This is a genomic window from Nocardioides sp., assembly GCF_030150155.1.
In the GTDB taxonomy this organism is placed as follows: domain Bacteria; phylum Actinomycetota; class Actinomycetes; order Propionibacteriales; family Nocardioidaceae; genus Nocardioides.
Genome location: NZ_JASLGR010000060.1, coordinates 1 through 13,837 on the forward strand (window position 1 = coordinate 1; position 13,837 = coordinate 13,837).

The 13,837-nt window shown below is 70.6% G+C and carries 16 protein-coding genes; 5 read left to right on the forward strand and 11 right to left on the reverse strand.

Features of this window, described 5'->3' with window-relative positions; all coding sequences use genetic code 11:
• A partial coding sequence (locus Q1V88_RS18110) for a hypothetical protein (RefSeq protein WP_300683043.1) occupies positions 1-648 on the forward strand: 648 nt, incomplete at its 5' end.
• Here the strand turns inward: Q1V88_RS18110 and Q1V88_RS18115 are convergent.
• From Q1V88_RS18115 to Q1V88_RS18155, 9 genes are all read right to left on the reverse strand, one after another.
• Entirely contained in the window at positions 645-1,049 is a 405-nt protein-coding gene (locus Q1V88_RS18115) for a flavin reductase family protein (protein WP_300683046.1), read from the reverse strand. The two genes, Q1V88_RS18110 and Q1V88_RS18115, sit on opposite strands and share 4 nt — an antisense overlap.
• A 154-nt stretch (positions 1,050-1,203) precedes the next feature.
• Positions 1,204-2,004 carry a hypothetical protein gene (locus Q1V88_RS18120; RefSeq protein WP_300683049.1) on the reverse strand — a complete coding sequence of 267 codons (801 nt, stop codon included), beginning with the start codon at positions 2,002-2,004 and terminating at the stop codon, positions 1,204-1,206.
• Positions 1,910-2,224 (reverse strand): acyl-CoA dehydrogenase family protein, encoded by a 315-nt coding sequence (locus Q1V88_RS18125; protein ID WP_300683052.1) that lies wholly within the window; start codon positions 2,222-2,224, stop codon positions 1,910-1,912. Before Q1V88_RS18125 ends, Q1V88_RS18120 begins: the two co-directional genes overlap by 95 nt.
• A gap of 88 nt (positions 2,225-2,312) precedes the next feature.
• Positions 2,313-3,275 (reverse strand): LysR substrate-binding domain-containing protein, encoded by a 963-nt coding sequence (locus tag Q1V88_RS18130; protein ID WP_300683055.1) that lies wholly within the window; start codon positions 3,273-3,275, stop codon positions 2,313-2,315.
• A gap of 42 nt (positions 3,276-3,317) precedes the next feature.
• Positions 3,318-4,316 carry an amidohydrolase family protein gene (locus Q1V88_RS18135; RefSeq protein WP_300683058.1) on the reverse strand — a complete coding sequence of 333 codons (999 nt, stop codon included), beginning with the start codon at positions 4,314-4,316 and terminating at the stop codon, positions 3,318-3,320.
• A 7-nt stretch (positions 4,317-4,323) separates the two neighbouring features.
• Positions 4,324-4,848 (reverse strand): 3-hydroxyanthranilate 3,4-dioxygenase, encoded by a 525-nt coding sequence (locus tag Q1V88_RS18140; protein ID WP_300683062.1) that lies wholly within the window; start codon positions 4,846-4,848, stop codon positions 4,324-4,326.
• Positions 4,845-5,270, reverse strand: coding sequence for a RidA family protein (locus Q1V88_RS18145; RefSeq protein WP_300683065.1), 426 nt, complete (start codon positions 5,268-5,270; stop codon positions 4,845-4,847). The genes Q1V88_RS18140 and Q1V88_RS18145 overlap by 4 nt, the downstream gene beginning before the upstream one ends.
• Positions 5,270-6,067, reverse strand: coding sequence for a fumarylacetoacetate hydrolase family protein (locus Q1V88_RS18150; RefSeq protein ID WP_300683069.1), 798 nt, complete (start codon positions 6,065-6,067; stop codon positions 5,270-5,272). The genes Q1V88_RS18145 and Q1V88_RS18150 overlap by 1 nt, the downstream gene beginning before the upstream one ends.
• Positions 6,064-7,524: a 2-hydroxymuconic semialdehyde dehydrogenase gene (locus tag Q1V88_RS18155; RefSeq protein ID WP_300683072.1), complete on the reverse strand. Its 1,461-nt coding sequence runs from the start codon at positions 7,522-7,524 to the stop codon at positions 6,064-6,066. Before Q1V88_RS18155 ends, Q1V88_RS18150 begins: the two co-directional genes overlap by 4 nt.
• A gap of 156 nt (positions 7,525-7,680) precedes the next feature.
• On the opposite strand from Q1V88_RS18155, the gene Q1V88_RS18160 reads away from it, so the two are divergent.
• Entirely contained in the window at positions 7,681-8,502 is an 822-nt protein-coding gene (locus Q1V88_RS18160; protein ID WP_300683075.1) for an alpha/beta hydrolase, read from the forward strand.
• Positions 8,499-9,344, forward strand: a complete 846-nt coding sequence (locus tag Q1V88_RS18165; RefSeq protein ID WP_300683076.1) for an alpha/beta hydrolase — start codon at positions 8,499-8,501, stop codon at positions 9,342-9,344. Before Q1V88_RS18160 ends, Q1V88_RS18165 begins: the two co-directional genes overlap by 4 nt.
• A gap of 31 nt (positions 9,345-9,375) precedes the next feature.
• On the opposite strand, the gene Q1V88_RS18170 is transcribed toward Q1V88_RS18165, so the two are convergent.
• Positions 9,376-11,205 (reverse strand): diguanylate cyclase, encoded by a 1,830-nt coding sequence (locus Q1V88_RS18170; RefSeq protein ID WP_300683077.1) that lies wholly within the window; start codon positions 11,203-11,205, stop codon positions 9,376-9,378.
• Between the two features lie 111 nt (positions 11,206-11,316).
• Here Q1V88_RS18170 and Q1V88_RS18175 point away from each other — a divergent pair, with 111 nt between their 5' ends.
• Positions 11,317-12,885, forward strand: a complete 1,569-nt coding sequence (locus Q1V88_RS18175; protein ID WP_300683079.1) for a peptide chain release factor 3 — start codon at positions 11,317-11,319, stop codon at positions 12,883-12,885.
• Position 12,886: 1 nt separating this feature from the next.
• Here the strand turns inward: Q1V88_RS18175 and Q1V88_RS18180 are convergent, their stop codons facing one another.
• Positions 12,887-13,249, reverse strand: coding sequence for a hypothetical protein (locus tag Q1V88_RS18180; RefSeq protein WP_300683081.1), 363 nt, complete (start codon positions 13,247-13,249; stop codon positions 12,887-12,889).
• Between the two features lie 51 nt (positions 13,250-13,300).
• Between Q1V88_RS18180 and Q1V88_RS18185 the strand changes: the two genes are divergently transcribed.
• Positions 13,301-13,699, forward strand: a complete 399-nt coding sequence (locus Q1V88_RS18185) for a VOC family protein (protein WP_300683085.1) — start codon at positions 13,301-13,303, stop codon at positions 13,697-13,699.
• The last annotated feature ends 138 nt before the right edge of the window (positions 13,700-13,837 follow it).

The following is a 13,837-nucleotide window of genomic DNA, read 5'->3' on the forward strand; positions in this document are numbered from 1 at the left end:
GCGTGCGCCGACGGCGCCGGTGGCGCGATCGGTCCGGCCGGCCCGGTCGGGGCCACCGGAGCGACCGGTGCCACCGGGGCGGCCGGCACGGTCGGCGCAGCAGGCGTCGCAGGACCCGCCGGCGCAGCAGGTGCAGCAGGCCCGGCGGGAGCGACCGGCCCCACCGGCCCGACCGGCGCTGACGGCGTCGCCGGGCCCGTCGGGGCGACGGGAGCCACCGGCGCGACCGGGGCCACAGGAGCGGTCGTGTCCAGCTACGCCTACGCCCTCGCCCCCAACGCCAGCAACGTCAGCCCCGGCGGCACCAACACCGTGTCGTTCGTCAACAGCATCACCAACGGCGGCGTGGCCGTCTCCACCACCGCCGTGCACGTCACCGAGGCCGGCACCTATCAGGTCACGTTCTCGCTGCGCAGCGAGTCGACCTCCACGGCCGCCTGGTGGGTCGACACCGCCAGCGACTACACGCCCTACGCCGGCAGCCAGATCTCCTTCCCTGCCGCCGCGAGCCCGTCGGCGGCGGTCACGACGTCGGTCACGTTCCTGACCACCGTGCCGGCCGATGCGGTCTTCAGGCCGCGCTACGTCAGCGGCCCGCAGGCGACCTTCCGCGACGTCCAGCTGACCGTGGTCAGGGTCGGCAGCTAGAACCAGGACTCGGCCAACGGCGCCGAGGTCAGGTCCGGGTGCACGGCACGGCGCACCACCGGTGCCTCGGTGGCGGCGTAGCGACCTCGGTGGAAGAGCAGCGGGCGGGGGCCGTCGGCTCCTGGCTCCAGGTGGAGCACCCGGCCGGTGACGATCAGGTGGTCGCCGGCCTCATGGATCTCCGCGATCTCGCAGTCGATCCAGGCGGCCGCCCCGCTGAGCGCGGGCAGACCGGTGGTCGAGTCGGTCCAGTCGACGGCGGAGAACTTGTCCGGCGCCGACCTGCCGAAGCGCTGGCACAGCTCCTCCTGCTCCAGCGCGAGCACGTTGACGCAGAAGCGCCCCTGCTGCTCGATCACCGCCCAGGTCCGGGAGGTCCGGGCCGGACAGAACAGCACCATCGGCGGGTCCAGGGAGAGCGCGCTGAACGACTGCAGGCGAAGCCGACCGGCTCACCGTCGGCCAGGGTGGTGATCACCGTGACGCCCGTGCAGAACTCCCCCAGCGTCCGCCGGAACTGCTCGGAGGTGACGGCGGCGGGCGTCACGGCGCCCATCAGAGCATGCCGCCGTCGACAGTGCCGCCGAAGGTGACGTCGCCGTAGATCTTCAGCGGCAGGTCGGGGTCGTTGGCCACGTGCACCCGGGCCGCGTGCGCATCACGCCAGAACCGCTGCAGCGGCGAGCTGGACGCGATCGCCTTGGCACCCGCGCTCTCGAAGAGCTTGTCGATCGCCTGCGTGGCGCGCTGCCCGGCCCGGACCTGGTCGCGACGCAGCTGGATGCGCTGTTCGATCGTGATCGGCTCCCCGGCCTGGGCCGTGGACGCGATCGCACGGACGTTGGCCATCATCTGCTGCCAGCCGGCCTCGATGTCGCTGCCCGCCTCGGCGATGCGGACCTTGGCGAACGGGTCGTCGCGGACGGCGTCGCCGCCGTAGACGCGGACCCGGTCACGCTGCTGGGCGACGTGGGCGTCGTACGCGCCGGTCGCCATCCCCATCAGCGGGGTGGTGATCGTGGTCGCCATGATCGAGAACAGCGGGATCCGGTAGAGCGGGTTGGCGTGGAACGACGCCCCCGGCACGGTGCAGTGGAACGAGTCGTTCATGCTCAGCATCCGGTGGGCCGGGACGAAGGCGTCCTCGACGATGATGTCGTTGCTGCCGGTGCCGCGCAGGCCCATCGTGTCCCAGAGGTCGTCGATCGTGTAGTCCTCGGACAGGACCAGGAAGCAGGCGTAGTCGGTCGGGTTGCCGTCCTCACCGAGGATCAGGCCGCCGAGCAGGGCGCCGCGGGCGTGGGCACTGCCCGAGGAGAAGCCCCACCGGCCGCTGAGCCGGGCCGGTCGAGCCACACGCCGACGAGATCAGCTTGACGGTCTCGTAGAAGTCGACGGGGTCGCCCTCCAGGCCGCCGAACACGGCCGGCTGCAGCATGCGGAAGAAGCCGGCCTCGCGCAACTCCTGGATCGACTCATCAGAGACCCGGCGGGTCTTCTCGAGCTCGGCGGCGCGCTCCCGGAAGTTCGGGAGCAGCTGGCGCACCCGCTCCTTGACGTCGGACGTTGCAGTCACCTGGGGCCTCCTCAGGCATCGGGTCAGGTCAGTGCTCAGCAGTGTTCCCGGTCACACCTATGCCGCACCAATGCCTTTTTGGCCAGCCTCAATGCCCGTTCAACATGTCGGCTTCGGCGGAGACGACGTACCGCTTCGGCATCGCCTTCGCCGTCTCCAACAACGCCGTGACGAACGCCTGCGTGGCGGGGCTGAGACGACGTTCGGCGGCCAGGGTGACGCCGACGCTGTGGCCGACGTCCACGCCGAGCGGGAGCGGCTCCAGGCGCGGGTCGTCGCTGCCGATCAGGCTCGGCATCGCCGCGATCATGTCGGTCTCGATCAGGAGCTGGCGCACGGTCAGGTACGAGGTGGTCTCGACCGTGTTGGAGGGCACCACGAAGCCACGGGTGAGGAAGAACGCCTCCAGCTCCTGGCGCAGCACGGTGTCGGTGCCGGGCAGGATCCACGGGAACGCCTCCAGCTCGGAGAGCCCGACCGTGGCGCGCCCCGCCATCGGGTGGTGGTGCCCGACCACGAACTGGATCGACTCGTCGTAGAGCGCCCGACGTCGGGTGCCCTCGACGGCGGGGCCGGTCAGGCGGCCGACGATCAGGTCGACGCGACCGGCGGTGAGATCGACCAGGAGTGAGTCCGAGCCGCCTTCGCGCACGATCACCGTCAGCCCCGGACGGGACTGCTTGAGGCGGGCGATCGCGCGCGGGATGAGGAGGTTGGAACCGGCCAGGTGGGTCCCCACGACCACCTGGCCGCGCCCGGCGTCGGCCAACTCCTCGACGTGCCGGGCCGCCTGCGTGAGCTGGGCCAGCACGGCCCGGGCATGGGCGGTGAACGCCTCGCCGAACTCGGTCGGGGTGATCCCGCGCGGCCCGCGCTCGTAGAGCTTGACCCCGAGGATCTCCTCGAGCTCGTGCAGGCCACGGGTCACCACCGGCTGGGTGACCCGCAACGCAGCCGAGGCCCCGACCACGCTCCCCTGCTCCGACAGAGCGTCGACGAAGAGGAGGTGACGGAGCTTCAGCCGGCCGTCAAGCAGGCGAACGGTGTCCATGCCTGCACGCTAAGCCACGGCATGGGAAGCCGCCAGGGTCTGTCATCGAGGGCATGGCTGCCTCAGGAACCGTACGGCGTTCTCGGACAGGATCTGCCGACGCTGGGGCTCGGTGAGGAAGTCCGAACGGTGCACCACGGTGCCGACCGGACGCTCGCCGAGCGGGTAGGGGAAGTCGCTGCCGACCATCACGTGCTCGGCACCGAGCACGTCGACCAGCGTCCGCAGCGCTGCGGGCTCGAAGACGACCGAGTCGACCGAGAACCGGCCGACGTACGCCGAGGGCGGCTGCTCCGACATCGCGATCACGTCATGGCGCTGGTGCCAGGCGTTCTCGAACCGACCCAGCCAGAAGGCGAACGACCCGCCGCCGTGGGCGAAGCAGATCCGCAGGCTCTCGGGCACCCGGTCGAAGACCCCGCCAAGGATCATCGCGATGATCGACAGGTGGGTCTCAGCCGGCATCCCGGTGAGCCACTGCGCCATCCAGCGCGACAGGCGCGGCGACTCGGCCATGTCCCAGGGGTGCACGAAGACCGGTACGTCGAGCGAGGCGGCGTGCTGGAGGAACGTGACGATGCCGTCGTCGTCGAGGTCGCGGTCACCGACGTGGTTGCCGATCTCGACGCCCCGGTGACCCGAGGCCACCGCGCGTTCGAGCTCACGGCAGGCCGCGTCGGTGTCCTGCAACGGCACCTGGCAGAACGGCACCAGCCGCTCCGAGGGCGCGCAGATCTCCAGGGCGAGGTCGTTGAAGATCCGAGCGACCTTCTCCGCCTCGCCGACCGGCTGGTCGTAGCCGAAGAAGACCGGGGTCGGCGAGACCGCCTGGACGGCGACGCCGTCGGCCTCCATCTGCTCTAGGCGGACGTCGGCGTCCCAGCAGTCGGCCTGGATCCGGCGGAACTCCTGGGAGCCCACCATCACCATCGCCTCAGCCTCCGACTCCACCCGCAGCCACGGCTGGCCGGGCCCGAGATCCGGCCAGCCGTGCGGGATGTAGTGGGTGTGGACGTCGATGATCCCGTCGGGTCGTGCCACCGTCACCTCACCCCTTGCCGGGGTGGAGGGCACCGCAGTTGCCGCAGGTGCGGGCCTCGGTGGACGCGTAGAACTGCTCGAAGACGGGCGGCAGGTCGGCGACGATGTCGCGCACCTGGAGCTCGACCTCGTGCACCTGGTGGTGGCACTCCAGGCAGAACCAGACGAACTTCTCCAGCACGCCCTCCTCACGGATCCGCTCGATCACGATCCCGATCGAGTCCGGGTCGGGGCGCTGCGGCGAGTGGTGGACCAGACGCGGCAGCATCCACATCTCGCCCTCCTTGATCTCGATCCGCTGCGGGCCGTCCTCGGTCATCAGGTCGACGTACATATCGCCGCGGTGCTGGTAGAACCACTCCTCGTACGGGTCGAGGTGGTAGTCGGTGCGCTGGTTGGGACCGCCCACGATCTGCACGATGAAGTCCCCCATCGGCTCCCACATCTGGCGGTTGTTCACCGGCGGCTTGAGCTGGTCCTCGTGCTCGGCGATCCACTTCTCGAAGTTCATCACCGGTGGCAGATACGTCATGACTGCTTCTCCTGGGGTAGGCAGGCGATCGCCTGGATCTCGATCAGTAGGTGGGGGTGGGGCAGCTGGTGCACGGCCACCGTGGTGCGGGTGGGGCCGTTCTCGTCGAAGAACTCCCCGTAGACCTCGTTGTAGCCGCCGAAGTCGTTCATGTTCACCAGGTACGTCGTCACCTGGGCCAGATCACCCAGGTCGGCGCCGACCGCGGCGAGCAGGTCGCGGATGTTCTCGATCACGGCCCGGGTCTGGGCCCGGATGTCGAGGTCGGTGACGCCGAGCTCGTCGACGCTGACCCCCTCGAAGGTGTTGTCGGGGCGGCGGCTGCTGGTGCCCGAGACGAAGACCAGGTCACCGACCACCTTCAGGTGCGGGAACCGTCCGCGCGGGGTGGCCTTGCCGGCCACGACCTGGGCGCCGCTCATCACTGCTCCCCCGTCACGGCCGCGCTGCTGACCCCGACAGTGCCGAGTCCGGCGACGCTCGCACTCACCTGCGACCCGTGCGGCAGCGGTACGGCGGCCGTGGCAGCCCCCGCCAGCAGCACCGCTCCGGCGCGCAGGACCTGGCCGTACTGGGCCGCCATCCGGCCGAGCGCGGGCAGGGCCAGCCACGGGTCGCCGAGGATGTCGGCGGTCGAGCCGGCAGCGACCTGGGTGCCGTCGATGCTCAGCGCCACCTCGAGGGCGGCCAGGTCGAGACCGTCGCGGACCTCGCCGACCGGACGCCACGGTCCGACCACGTAGTGCGAGGCCGAGGTGTTGTCGGCGACCACGTCAGCCAGACTGAACCGGAAGTCCAGGTAGCGGCTGTCGATGATCTCCAGGGCCGCGGCCACGTGCGTCACCGCCGCGGCTACCGCGTCGGGTCCGGCATGCGGATCGACGTCGCTGCCCAGCAGGAAGGCCACCTCGGGCTCCACCCGCGGGTGGACGCCGTGGCCCAGGTCGACGGTGCCGCCGTCGGCGACCTCCATCGCGTCGGTGAGGACGCCGATGATGACGTCGTCGACCCCCATCTGGAGCGCCTTGGCCTTGCTGGTGAACCCGAGCTTGGCCCCTGACACGGCCTCGCCGCGCGTCACGCGCAGGTCGATGCCGGCTGCCTGGACGGCGTACGCGTCGGAGAGCGGGAGCTCGGCGGTGCTGGTCAGCTGCGGGATCGCCGCGCCCTGGCGGCGGGCCTCGTCGAGTGCGACGGCGGCGTCGGTGAGGCGGCTCACAGCTGCACGCAGACGTTGGTCGGCTCGGTGTAGAAGTGCAGCGAGTGGGTGCCGCCCTCACGACCGATGCCGGACAGGCCGACGCCGCCGAAGGGCGAGCGCAGGTCACGCAGGTACCAGGTGTTGACCCAGGCCATCCCGACCCGCATCTGCTGGGCGACACGGTGGCCGCGCTCCAGGTTGGTCGTCCAGACCGCTGCGGCCAGGCCGTACTCGGTGTCGTTGGCCAACCGGATCGCCTCCTCCTCGGTGTCGAACGGGATGAGGGCGGCGACCGGGCCGAACACCTCCTCGCGCACGACCCTGCTGGAGTTGTCGAGTCCTGTCCACAAGGTGGGCTCGATCCAGGCACCGCCGGCGAGGTCGTCGCCGAGGTCGGGCACAGAGCCTCCCGTCACCACTGTCGCCCCCTCCGCGACAGCGAGGTCGAGATAGCTCTGCACCTTGGCCCGGTGCTGGAGCGAGATCAGGGGGCCGGTCGTGGTGCCCTCGACGGCCGGGTCGCCCAGGCGCAGTCCGCGGGCCCGCTCGGCGAGGCGGGCGACGACCTCATCGAAGATCGGGCGCTCGATGTACACCCGTTCGGTGCACAGGCAGACCTGACCGGTGTTGAGGAAGATCGAGCGGGTCAGGCCGTCGATGGTGCGCTCCAGGTCGCAGTCGGCGAAGACCACGGCCGCGTTCTTGCCGCCGAGCTCGAAGGAGACTGGGCGCACCTTCGGGGAGACCGCGCGCATGATCGCCGAGCCGGTCCGGGACTCACCGGTGAAGGTGACGCCGTCGATGCCGTCGTGGGTGGTGAGCAGCTCACCGGCGGAGTCGGGACCGAACCCGTGGATCACGTTGTAGACGCCGTCGGGCACGCCGGCCTCGGCGATCACCTCGGCCAGCAGAGTGGCCGTGGACGGGGTCTCCTCCGAAGGCTTGACCACGACCGTGTTGCCGCACGCCAGGGCCGGGGCGACCTTCCAGGTCAGCAGCAGCAGCGGCAGGTTCCAGGGCACGATGATGGCGACCACGCCGAGCGGCTTGGGCACCGCGTAGTTGAGTGCCCGGCGACCGTCGGCCAGGTCGGTCAGGAAGGAGTCGAGGCCCTGCGCGGCGACGGTGTCGGCGAAGGAGCGGAAGTTGAGGGCCGCCCGGGCCACGTCGAGTTCGCGGACCAGGTGCTCGGGCTTGCCGGTGTCGCGCATCTCGGCCTCGACGAAGTCGTCGAAGCGGGCATCGATCCGGTCGGCGACCCGGCGCAGCACTGCGACCCGCTCCCCGACCGTCATCGCACCCCAGGGGCCCTCGAGGGCCGAGCGGGCCGCGTTCACGGCGGCGTCGACCACGTCGGGGCCGGCCTCGTGCACGGTGGCGACGATCGATCCGTCGACGGGACTGACCTTGGAGAAAGTACGTCGCCCGGCGACAGGCTTCCCGGCGACGACGTTGCGCAGCTCGACTGATGTCATGAGGTGAGCGTAGGAAGAAGAGATATTGCCCAGCCAATACCTCTTACGTCACTTCCCATGCCTATTGCACATGGCGAGGCGCCATGCCCAGACGGCATTCCAGGGGCCGAAATGGGTATTGGCGTGGTCATACCGTGGCCGTTCATGATGCCTGGCATGGACACCGCGCTGCACACCATCGAGGCCAACGGCTACCCGATCTCCTACCAGGACAACGGTCCCCGGGACGCCCCGGTGGTCGTGCTGATGAGTGGCTGGTGCCATGACCATCGCCTCTTCGACCAGCTGGTCCCCCACCTCGAGTCCGACCTGCGGGTGCTGTGCATCGACTGGCGCGGCCACGGTGCCGACCGCACCCCGATCCCCGACTTCGGCTACGCCGAGCAGGCCGACGACGTCATCACGGTCCTCGACCACCTCGGCGTCGACCGGTTCCTGCCGCTCTCGCACTCCCACGGCGGCTGGGCCAACCTGGAGATCGCCGACCGGGTCGGCACCGAGCGTGCCCCGCGGGTGCTGGTCGTGGACTGGCTGATGACGCCGCCGGCCGCCGACTTCGCCGCCGGCCTGGCCGCCATCCAGGACCCGGCCACCTGGATCGAGGGCCGTCAGGGCCTGTACGACGTCTGGCTGAACGGCCAGCACCAGGAGCGGGTCGAGCGCCACCTGAGTGAGGAGATGTCGGGCTTCGACTTCGAGATGTGGGCGCGCTCGTGCCGCGTCATCGCTGACGCCTACGCAGCCTTCGGCTCCCCGATGCAGCGGATGGCGCAGATGCGCGAGGCGCGGCCGATCACGCACCTGTACTCCCAGCCCACCGACCCCGCCTACGAGCAGGCCCAGGTCGACTTCCGTGCCGGCCACCCGTGGTTCGACTACCGGACGCTGGGCGGCCCGACCCACTTCCCCACCCTGGACTCCCCGGAGAAGATCGCCACCATCGTGCGGGAGAACGTCGCCGCGGCGAGCCTGGCGTGAGCGATCCGGCCATCGACGCCGCTTTCGGCGCCCGCGCGACCGTCAGCCCCGCCGAGTTCGAACGGGTGATGACGGCCTACCGCGACCGCTCGGCCGAGGCGGTCCGCACCCTGTCAGGCACCGCCGACATCGCCTTCGACCCGGGCTCGGACGAGCGCCTCGACGTGTGGGGCACCGGCCCGCACCTGCGTCCGGTGGTGATCGCCCTGCACGGCGGCTACTGGCGGATGCTCTCGCGCCACGACACCGCCTTCATGGCCGGCGTGCTGGCCGAGGCGGGCATCGCCACCGTGGTGCCCGACTACACCCTGGCCCCGGCGGCGACCCTGGAGGAGATCGTGCGCCAGGTCCGGGCCGCGGTGGCCTGGGTGTGGCGCGAGGGGCCCCTGTACGGGCTCGACCACTCCCGGATCCACCTGGTCGGCAGCTCGGCCGGCGGCCACCTGGCCGCGATGGCGGCCGTGGCGGGGTGGCAGGGCGGCGTGGGGCTGCCCGACGACGTCGTACGCGGCTTCCTTGGTCTCAGCGGGCTCTACGACGTGCGTCCGCTGGTCGACTCCTTCGCCAACGAGTGGCTCGCACTCGACCGCCCCCGGGCCGCAGCCCTCAGCCCGCTGCTGGCCACCCCATCCACGGCGCGGGCGATCGTCGCCGAGGCCGAGCACGAGGCCTCGGGGTTCCACGAGGTCGCCGACGCCTTCGCCGCGCACTGGTCCCCCCGAGCGCCGAGTCGACGCCTGGTGGTGCCCGACCGGCACCACTTCGACGTGTTCCTCGACCTGGCTGAGCCCGACTCGGTGCTGAGTCGGGCGCTGATCGACCTGGTCCTCGGACAGCCGTGAGCCGGGCCCCTGGCCCTCTAGGCCCCGGGGCTCAGGAGGCGACGACGACCTGGTTGCGACCGCCGTGCTTGGCGGCGTACAGCGCCTGATCGGCGGCACCGACCAGGACCGGCGGCTCGGCGTCGGGGCGCAGCTGGGCGACCCCGGCGGAGATGCTGACTGCGGCCGTGGTGGCCCAGCCGAAGCTGGCGCCGACCCGGGCGCGGATCCGCTCGGCGGCCTCGCGGCCCTCCTGCACGGTGCACTCAGGCATCAGCACGCACAGCTCCTCGCCGCCGTAGCGGTAGGCGGTGTCGATCTCGCGCAGGTCGGTGGTCAGCATCCCGGCGACGTCCTGGAGGACCTCGTCGCCGCGCTGGTGGCCGTAGACGTCGTTGACCCGCTTGAAGTGGTCCAGGTCGAGCATGATCAGCGTCAGCGGCCGGTCGTAGCGGTGCGCACGCTCGACCTCGGCACTGAGGTCGGCGTCGAACTGACGCCGGTTGGCCAGGCCGGTGAGCGCGTCCTTGTGTGAGATCTCCTCGACCTCGGCGTGCAGCTGGGCGGCCTGGATCGCCGAGGCGCCCTGGAGCAGCAGGCCGTCGATCAAGGAGAGGTCCAGGGCGGTGTCGTGCGAGCTGACCGCGATCACTGCCACGACGCGGGCACCGACGACCATCGGGATCGCGACGCCGGTGGTGTGCTCGTCGACCACGCTGCCGGTCTCGTCCAGGGGCAGAGCGCGGCCGTAGCGGGCGGCCCGGCCGATCGCGCCGACGCCGATGTCGATCACCTGACGGGCACCGTCGCCGTCGCGGTCCTCGCCGACGGCATCGTCGTGGGCGCTGGCGAAGAGCACCATCTCCTCGGCGCTGCCGTGCAGCCAGAGGTCGGCAGAATCGCTGCCGGTCAGCTCGCACACGGCGTTGACCAGGCGCAGCGTGGTGTAGCGCAGGCTGAGGGACTCGGTCAGGTCCCGGCTGAGGTCGAGCACCCGCTCGAGCCGCTCGCTCTTGTGCCGCAGGTACAGCTCGCGCTGGTCGGCGGCGTCACGTCGCTCGGCCAGGGAGGCGGTCATCGCCGTCACACCGTCGACGAGGTCGGCGAGCTCGGCCACCCGCGGGGCGGGCACAGCGACCGCGTCGAGGTCGCCCTGGCGGACCCGGTCGACGCGGTCCGTGAGCTGCTCGACGGGCGCAGCGACCAGCTGCTGGAGGCTGCGTCGTGACCGGAACAGCAGTCCGAGTGAGAGCAGGCCGAGCAGGACGAGGCCGGTGCCGGCCACGGTGAGGGTGGTGGCGAACCGGCCCTCGACCTGCTTGACCTTGGCCCGGACAGCGTTCTGCAGCGTGTCGTCGGCGGTCCGGTAGGTGTCGAAGAGGGCTTTGCCCTTCTTCATGTACGCCGCCAGTTCGGCCTCGCTGGCGACGCCGTTGTGGTTGGTGTCGACCAGGGCGGTGACGTTGCTGCTGGTTGCGGGCACCGCCCACTCGGTCTGCCAAGCGTGTTCAGCGGTGATCACGTCGATCGCCTTCGCCACCAGCGCCGGCTGCCCGCTGAGTGCGGTGACCAGGGTGCGCTCGAGTTCGATGCTGGTGGCGACACCCGCGTGATAGGGCTCGAGGAAGTCCTCGTCGCTGCTGGCCAGATAGCCGCGTACGCCGGTCTCCTGGTCGAGCATCGCGTCGTGCGCGTCCCGCATCGCCCGCTGAGCGCGTCGCAGGTCGTCGAGCTCGGGCTGCAGGCCGCGGGTGAGGAAGGTCAGCATGCTGACGATGACCAGCAGCGAGGCGATCCCGGTCGCGATGCCGGGGATGCCCGCCCTGCCGATCAGACGCCGCAGTCGCAGCGATCGGGGGGCGGCGTCGACGTCGCGTTCCATTGACTCTATTCCTTGTGCAGCCTCATGCAGGTTCGGTCACCCGAGGTGCTCAGTCTGTCCTATCGGCTCGCTGGCTACGACCCCACCCGCCGTGGCGGTAGAATCTGGCCAGTGTCCAACACGCTGCCGCGCCGTACGTTCGCCATCATCAGCCACCCCGACGCCGGTAAGTCGACGCTGACCGAGGCCCTGGCGCTCCACGCCCGGGTGATCAACGAGGCCGGCGCCGTGCACGGCAAGGGCGACCGGCGCGCGACCGTGTCGGACTGGATGGCGATGGAGAAGGCCCGCGGCATCTCGATCACGTCGGCCGCGCTGCAGTTCACCTACCGCGACCACGTGATCAACATGGTCGACACCCCCGGTCACTCCGACTTCTCCGAGGACACCTACCGGGTGCTCTCCGCCGTGGACGCGGCCGTGATGCTGGTCGACGCCGCCAAGGGCCTGGAGCCGCAGACCCTCAAGCTCTTCCGGGTCTGCGCACTGCGCGGGATCCCGGTCATCACGGTGATCAACAAGTGGGACCGCCCCGGCCTATCGGCCCTGGAGCTGATGGACCTGATCGCCGACAAGATCAAGCTCCGCCCGACGCCGCTGACCTGGCCGGTCGGTGAGGCTGGCGACTTCCGAGGCGTCCTGGACCGGCGTACCGACGAGTTCATCAAGTACACCCGCACCGCCGGCGGCGCCACCCGTGCTCCGGAGCGACGGATGGGGGCCGCCGACGTCGACGAGAACGACCGGCAGGTCTGGGAGACCGCCGTCGAGGAGCACGAGCTGCTCTCCCTGGACGAGGCAGACCACGACCAGGCCCGCTTCCTGGCCGGCGAGACCACCCCGGTGATGTTCGCCTCGGCGCTGCAGAACTTCGGTGTCGCCCAACTGCTCGACCTGCTGCTCGACATCGCTCCCCCGCCCAGCGCGACCACCGACGTGCACGGCGTGGTCCGCAAACCCGAGGACGAGTTCAGTGCCTTCGTGTTCAAGGTCCAGTCCGGGATGAACAACGCCCACCGCGACCGGCTGGCCTACGCCCGCGTGGTCTCGGGTCAGTTCGAGCGCGGCATGGTGGTCACCCACGCCGCCACCGGCAAGCCGTTCGCGACCAAGTTCGCCCAGTCCGTCTTCGGCCGCGACACCAAGGCTGTGGAGACCGCCGAGCCGGGCGACATCATCGGCTTCGTCAACGCCCAGGCGCTGCGGGTCGGCGACACCCTCTTCACCGGTGACAAGGTCGAGTTCCCGCCAGTGCCGTCGTTCGCCCCGGAGCACTTCATGACCGCCAAGGCCGGCGACATCAGCCGGTACAAGCAGTTCCGCAAGGGCATCGACCAGCTCGACCACGAGGGTGTGGTGCAGGTGCTGCGCTCGGACCTGCGTGGTGACCAGAGCCCGGTGCTCGCCGCCGTCGGCCCGATGCAGTTCGAGGTCGTGGAGGACCGGATGGTCCACGAGTTCAACTCGCCGATCAAGTTCTCCCGCCTCGACTACCAGGTCGCCCGCCGCACGGACGCCGAGGGCGCCGAGGCACTGGCCGGGATCCGCGGCGTCGAGGTGCTGCAGCGCTCCGACGGCACCCACCTGGCGCTCTTCACCGACGCCTGGCGGGCCAAGACCGTGACCCGGGAGAACCCCGACGTGCTGCTCGAGGAGCTGCCGGCCGGCGGGGCCGCCTGAGTCACATCGCGATCAGGGGCGGCTCGACCATCCGCACGACGCCGGCCAGCGTCCAGTCCGGGCTGACCCAGAACGAGCCACGGTCGGTGCGCAGCACCGGCCTGCCCCAGACCAGGTCGTACTCCCCCACCCGGAGTTGCTCGCCGCGCTGCATCACGACCACCTGGCCGCGCTCGCTGCGTCGGGCCGGGGCGTAGTACAGGATCGCGCCGGGATGCCAGCCGCGGCTGGCGAACTCCACCCCGGTCACCTCGTAGGCCAGCAGCTCCACCCGCTGACGATCCCGCGCCCGGCGTACGTCGGCGACGGCGGGCTCGTCCCACAGGCCGAGCTGGCCCGGATCGTCGCGGCTGATCGAACGCATGTTCGCATCCTAGCCGTTCCCATCCGGGCGCAGGAGACCTACGCTCAGCGAATGAGTCTTGTCGTGCACTTCGAGATCCACGCGAGCGACCCCGAGCGCCTGATCACGTTCTACGAGACGGTCTTCGGCTGGACGTTCACCCGCTTCGGCGACGTGCCGTACTGGGTGATCAACACCGGAGAAGGCGCCGTCGAGCAGCCCGACCGGCCCGGCTTCGGCATCAACGGCGGCCTGACCCAACGGATCGGCCCCGCCCCCGCCGTCGGCGCCCCCATCACCGGAGCGAACCTGGTCGTGGCCACCGACGACGTCGACGCCCTGTTCACCAAGGCGATCACGTCGGGCGCCACGGTCGCCTCCGAGCCCGACGACATGCCCGGCGTCGGGCGGCTGGCGTACGTGCTGGACCCGGACCACAACGTGATCGGGATGATCGCCCCGCCGATGTAGCACGAAAGCGCAGACGCCCGCCCCTGAGCTGCCGTTCCTCTGCCGATCGTTGTAGTGCCACCGTCACCTGGTGACGGTGGCGCTACACCGATCAGGTCAGGTCCGGACGTTCGGTCGCCCAGACCGGACGATCGGTCG

Excerpts from the sequence above, each read along its gene's own strand:
- Q1V88_RS18115 (WP_300683046.1), bottom strand. The coding sequence starts at position 1,049 with ATGGTGCTGTTCTGTCCGGCCCGGACCTCCCGGACCTGGGCGGTGATC.
- Q1V88_RS18130 (WP_300683055.1), bottom strand. The coding sequence starts at position 3,275 with ATGGACACCGTTCGCCTGCTTGACGGCCGGCTGAAGCTCCGTCACCTC.
- Q1V88_RS18140 (WP_300683062.1), bottom strand. The coding sequence starts at position 4,848 with ATGACGTATCTGCCACCGGTGATGAACTTCGAGAAGTGGATCGCCGAG.
- Q1V88_RS18145 (WP_300683065.1), bottom strand. The coding sequence starts at position 5,270 with ATGAGCGGCGCCCAGGTCGTGGCCGGCAAGGCCACCCCGCGCGGACGG.
- Q1V88_RS18155 (WP_300683072.1), bottom strand. The coding sequence starts at position 7,524 with ATGACATCAGTCGAGCTGCGCAACGTCGTCGCCGGGAAGCCTGTCGCC.
- Q1V88_RS18160 (WP_300683075.1), top strand. The coding sequence starts at position 7,681 with ATGGACACCGCGCTGCACACCATCGAGGCCAACGGCTACCCGATCTCC.
- Q1V88_RS18170 (WP_300683077.1), bottom strand. The coding sequence starts at position 11,205 with ATGGAACGCGACGTCGACGCCGCCCCCCGATCGCTGCGACTGCGGCGT.
- Q1V88_RS18180 (WP_300683081.1), bottom strand. The coding sequence starts at position 13,249 with ATGCGTTCGATCAGCCGCGACGATCCGGGCCAGCTCGGCCTGTGGGAC.
- Q1V88_RS18185 (WP_300683085.1), top strand. The coding sequence starts at position 13,301 with ATGAGTCTTGTCGTGCACTTCGAGATCCACGCGAGCGACCCCGAGCGC.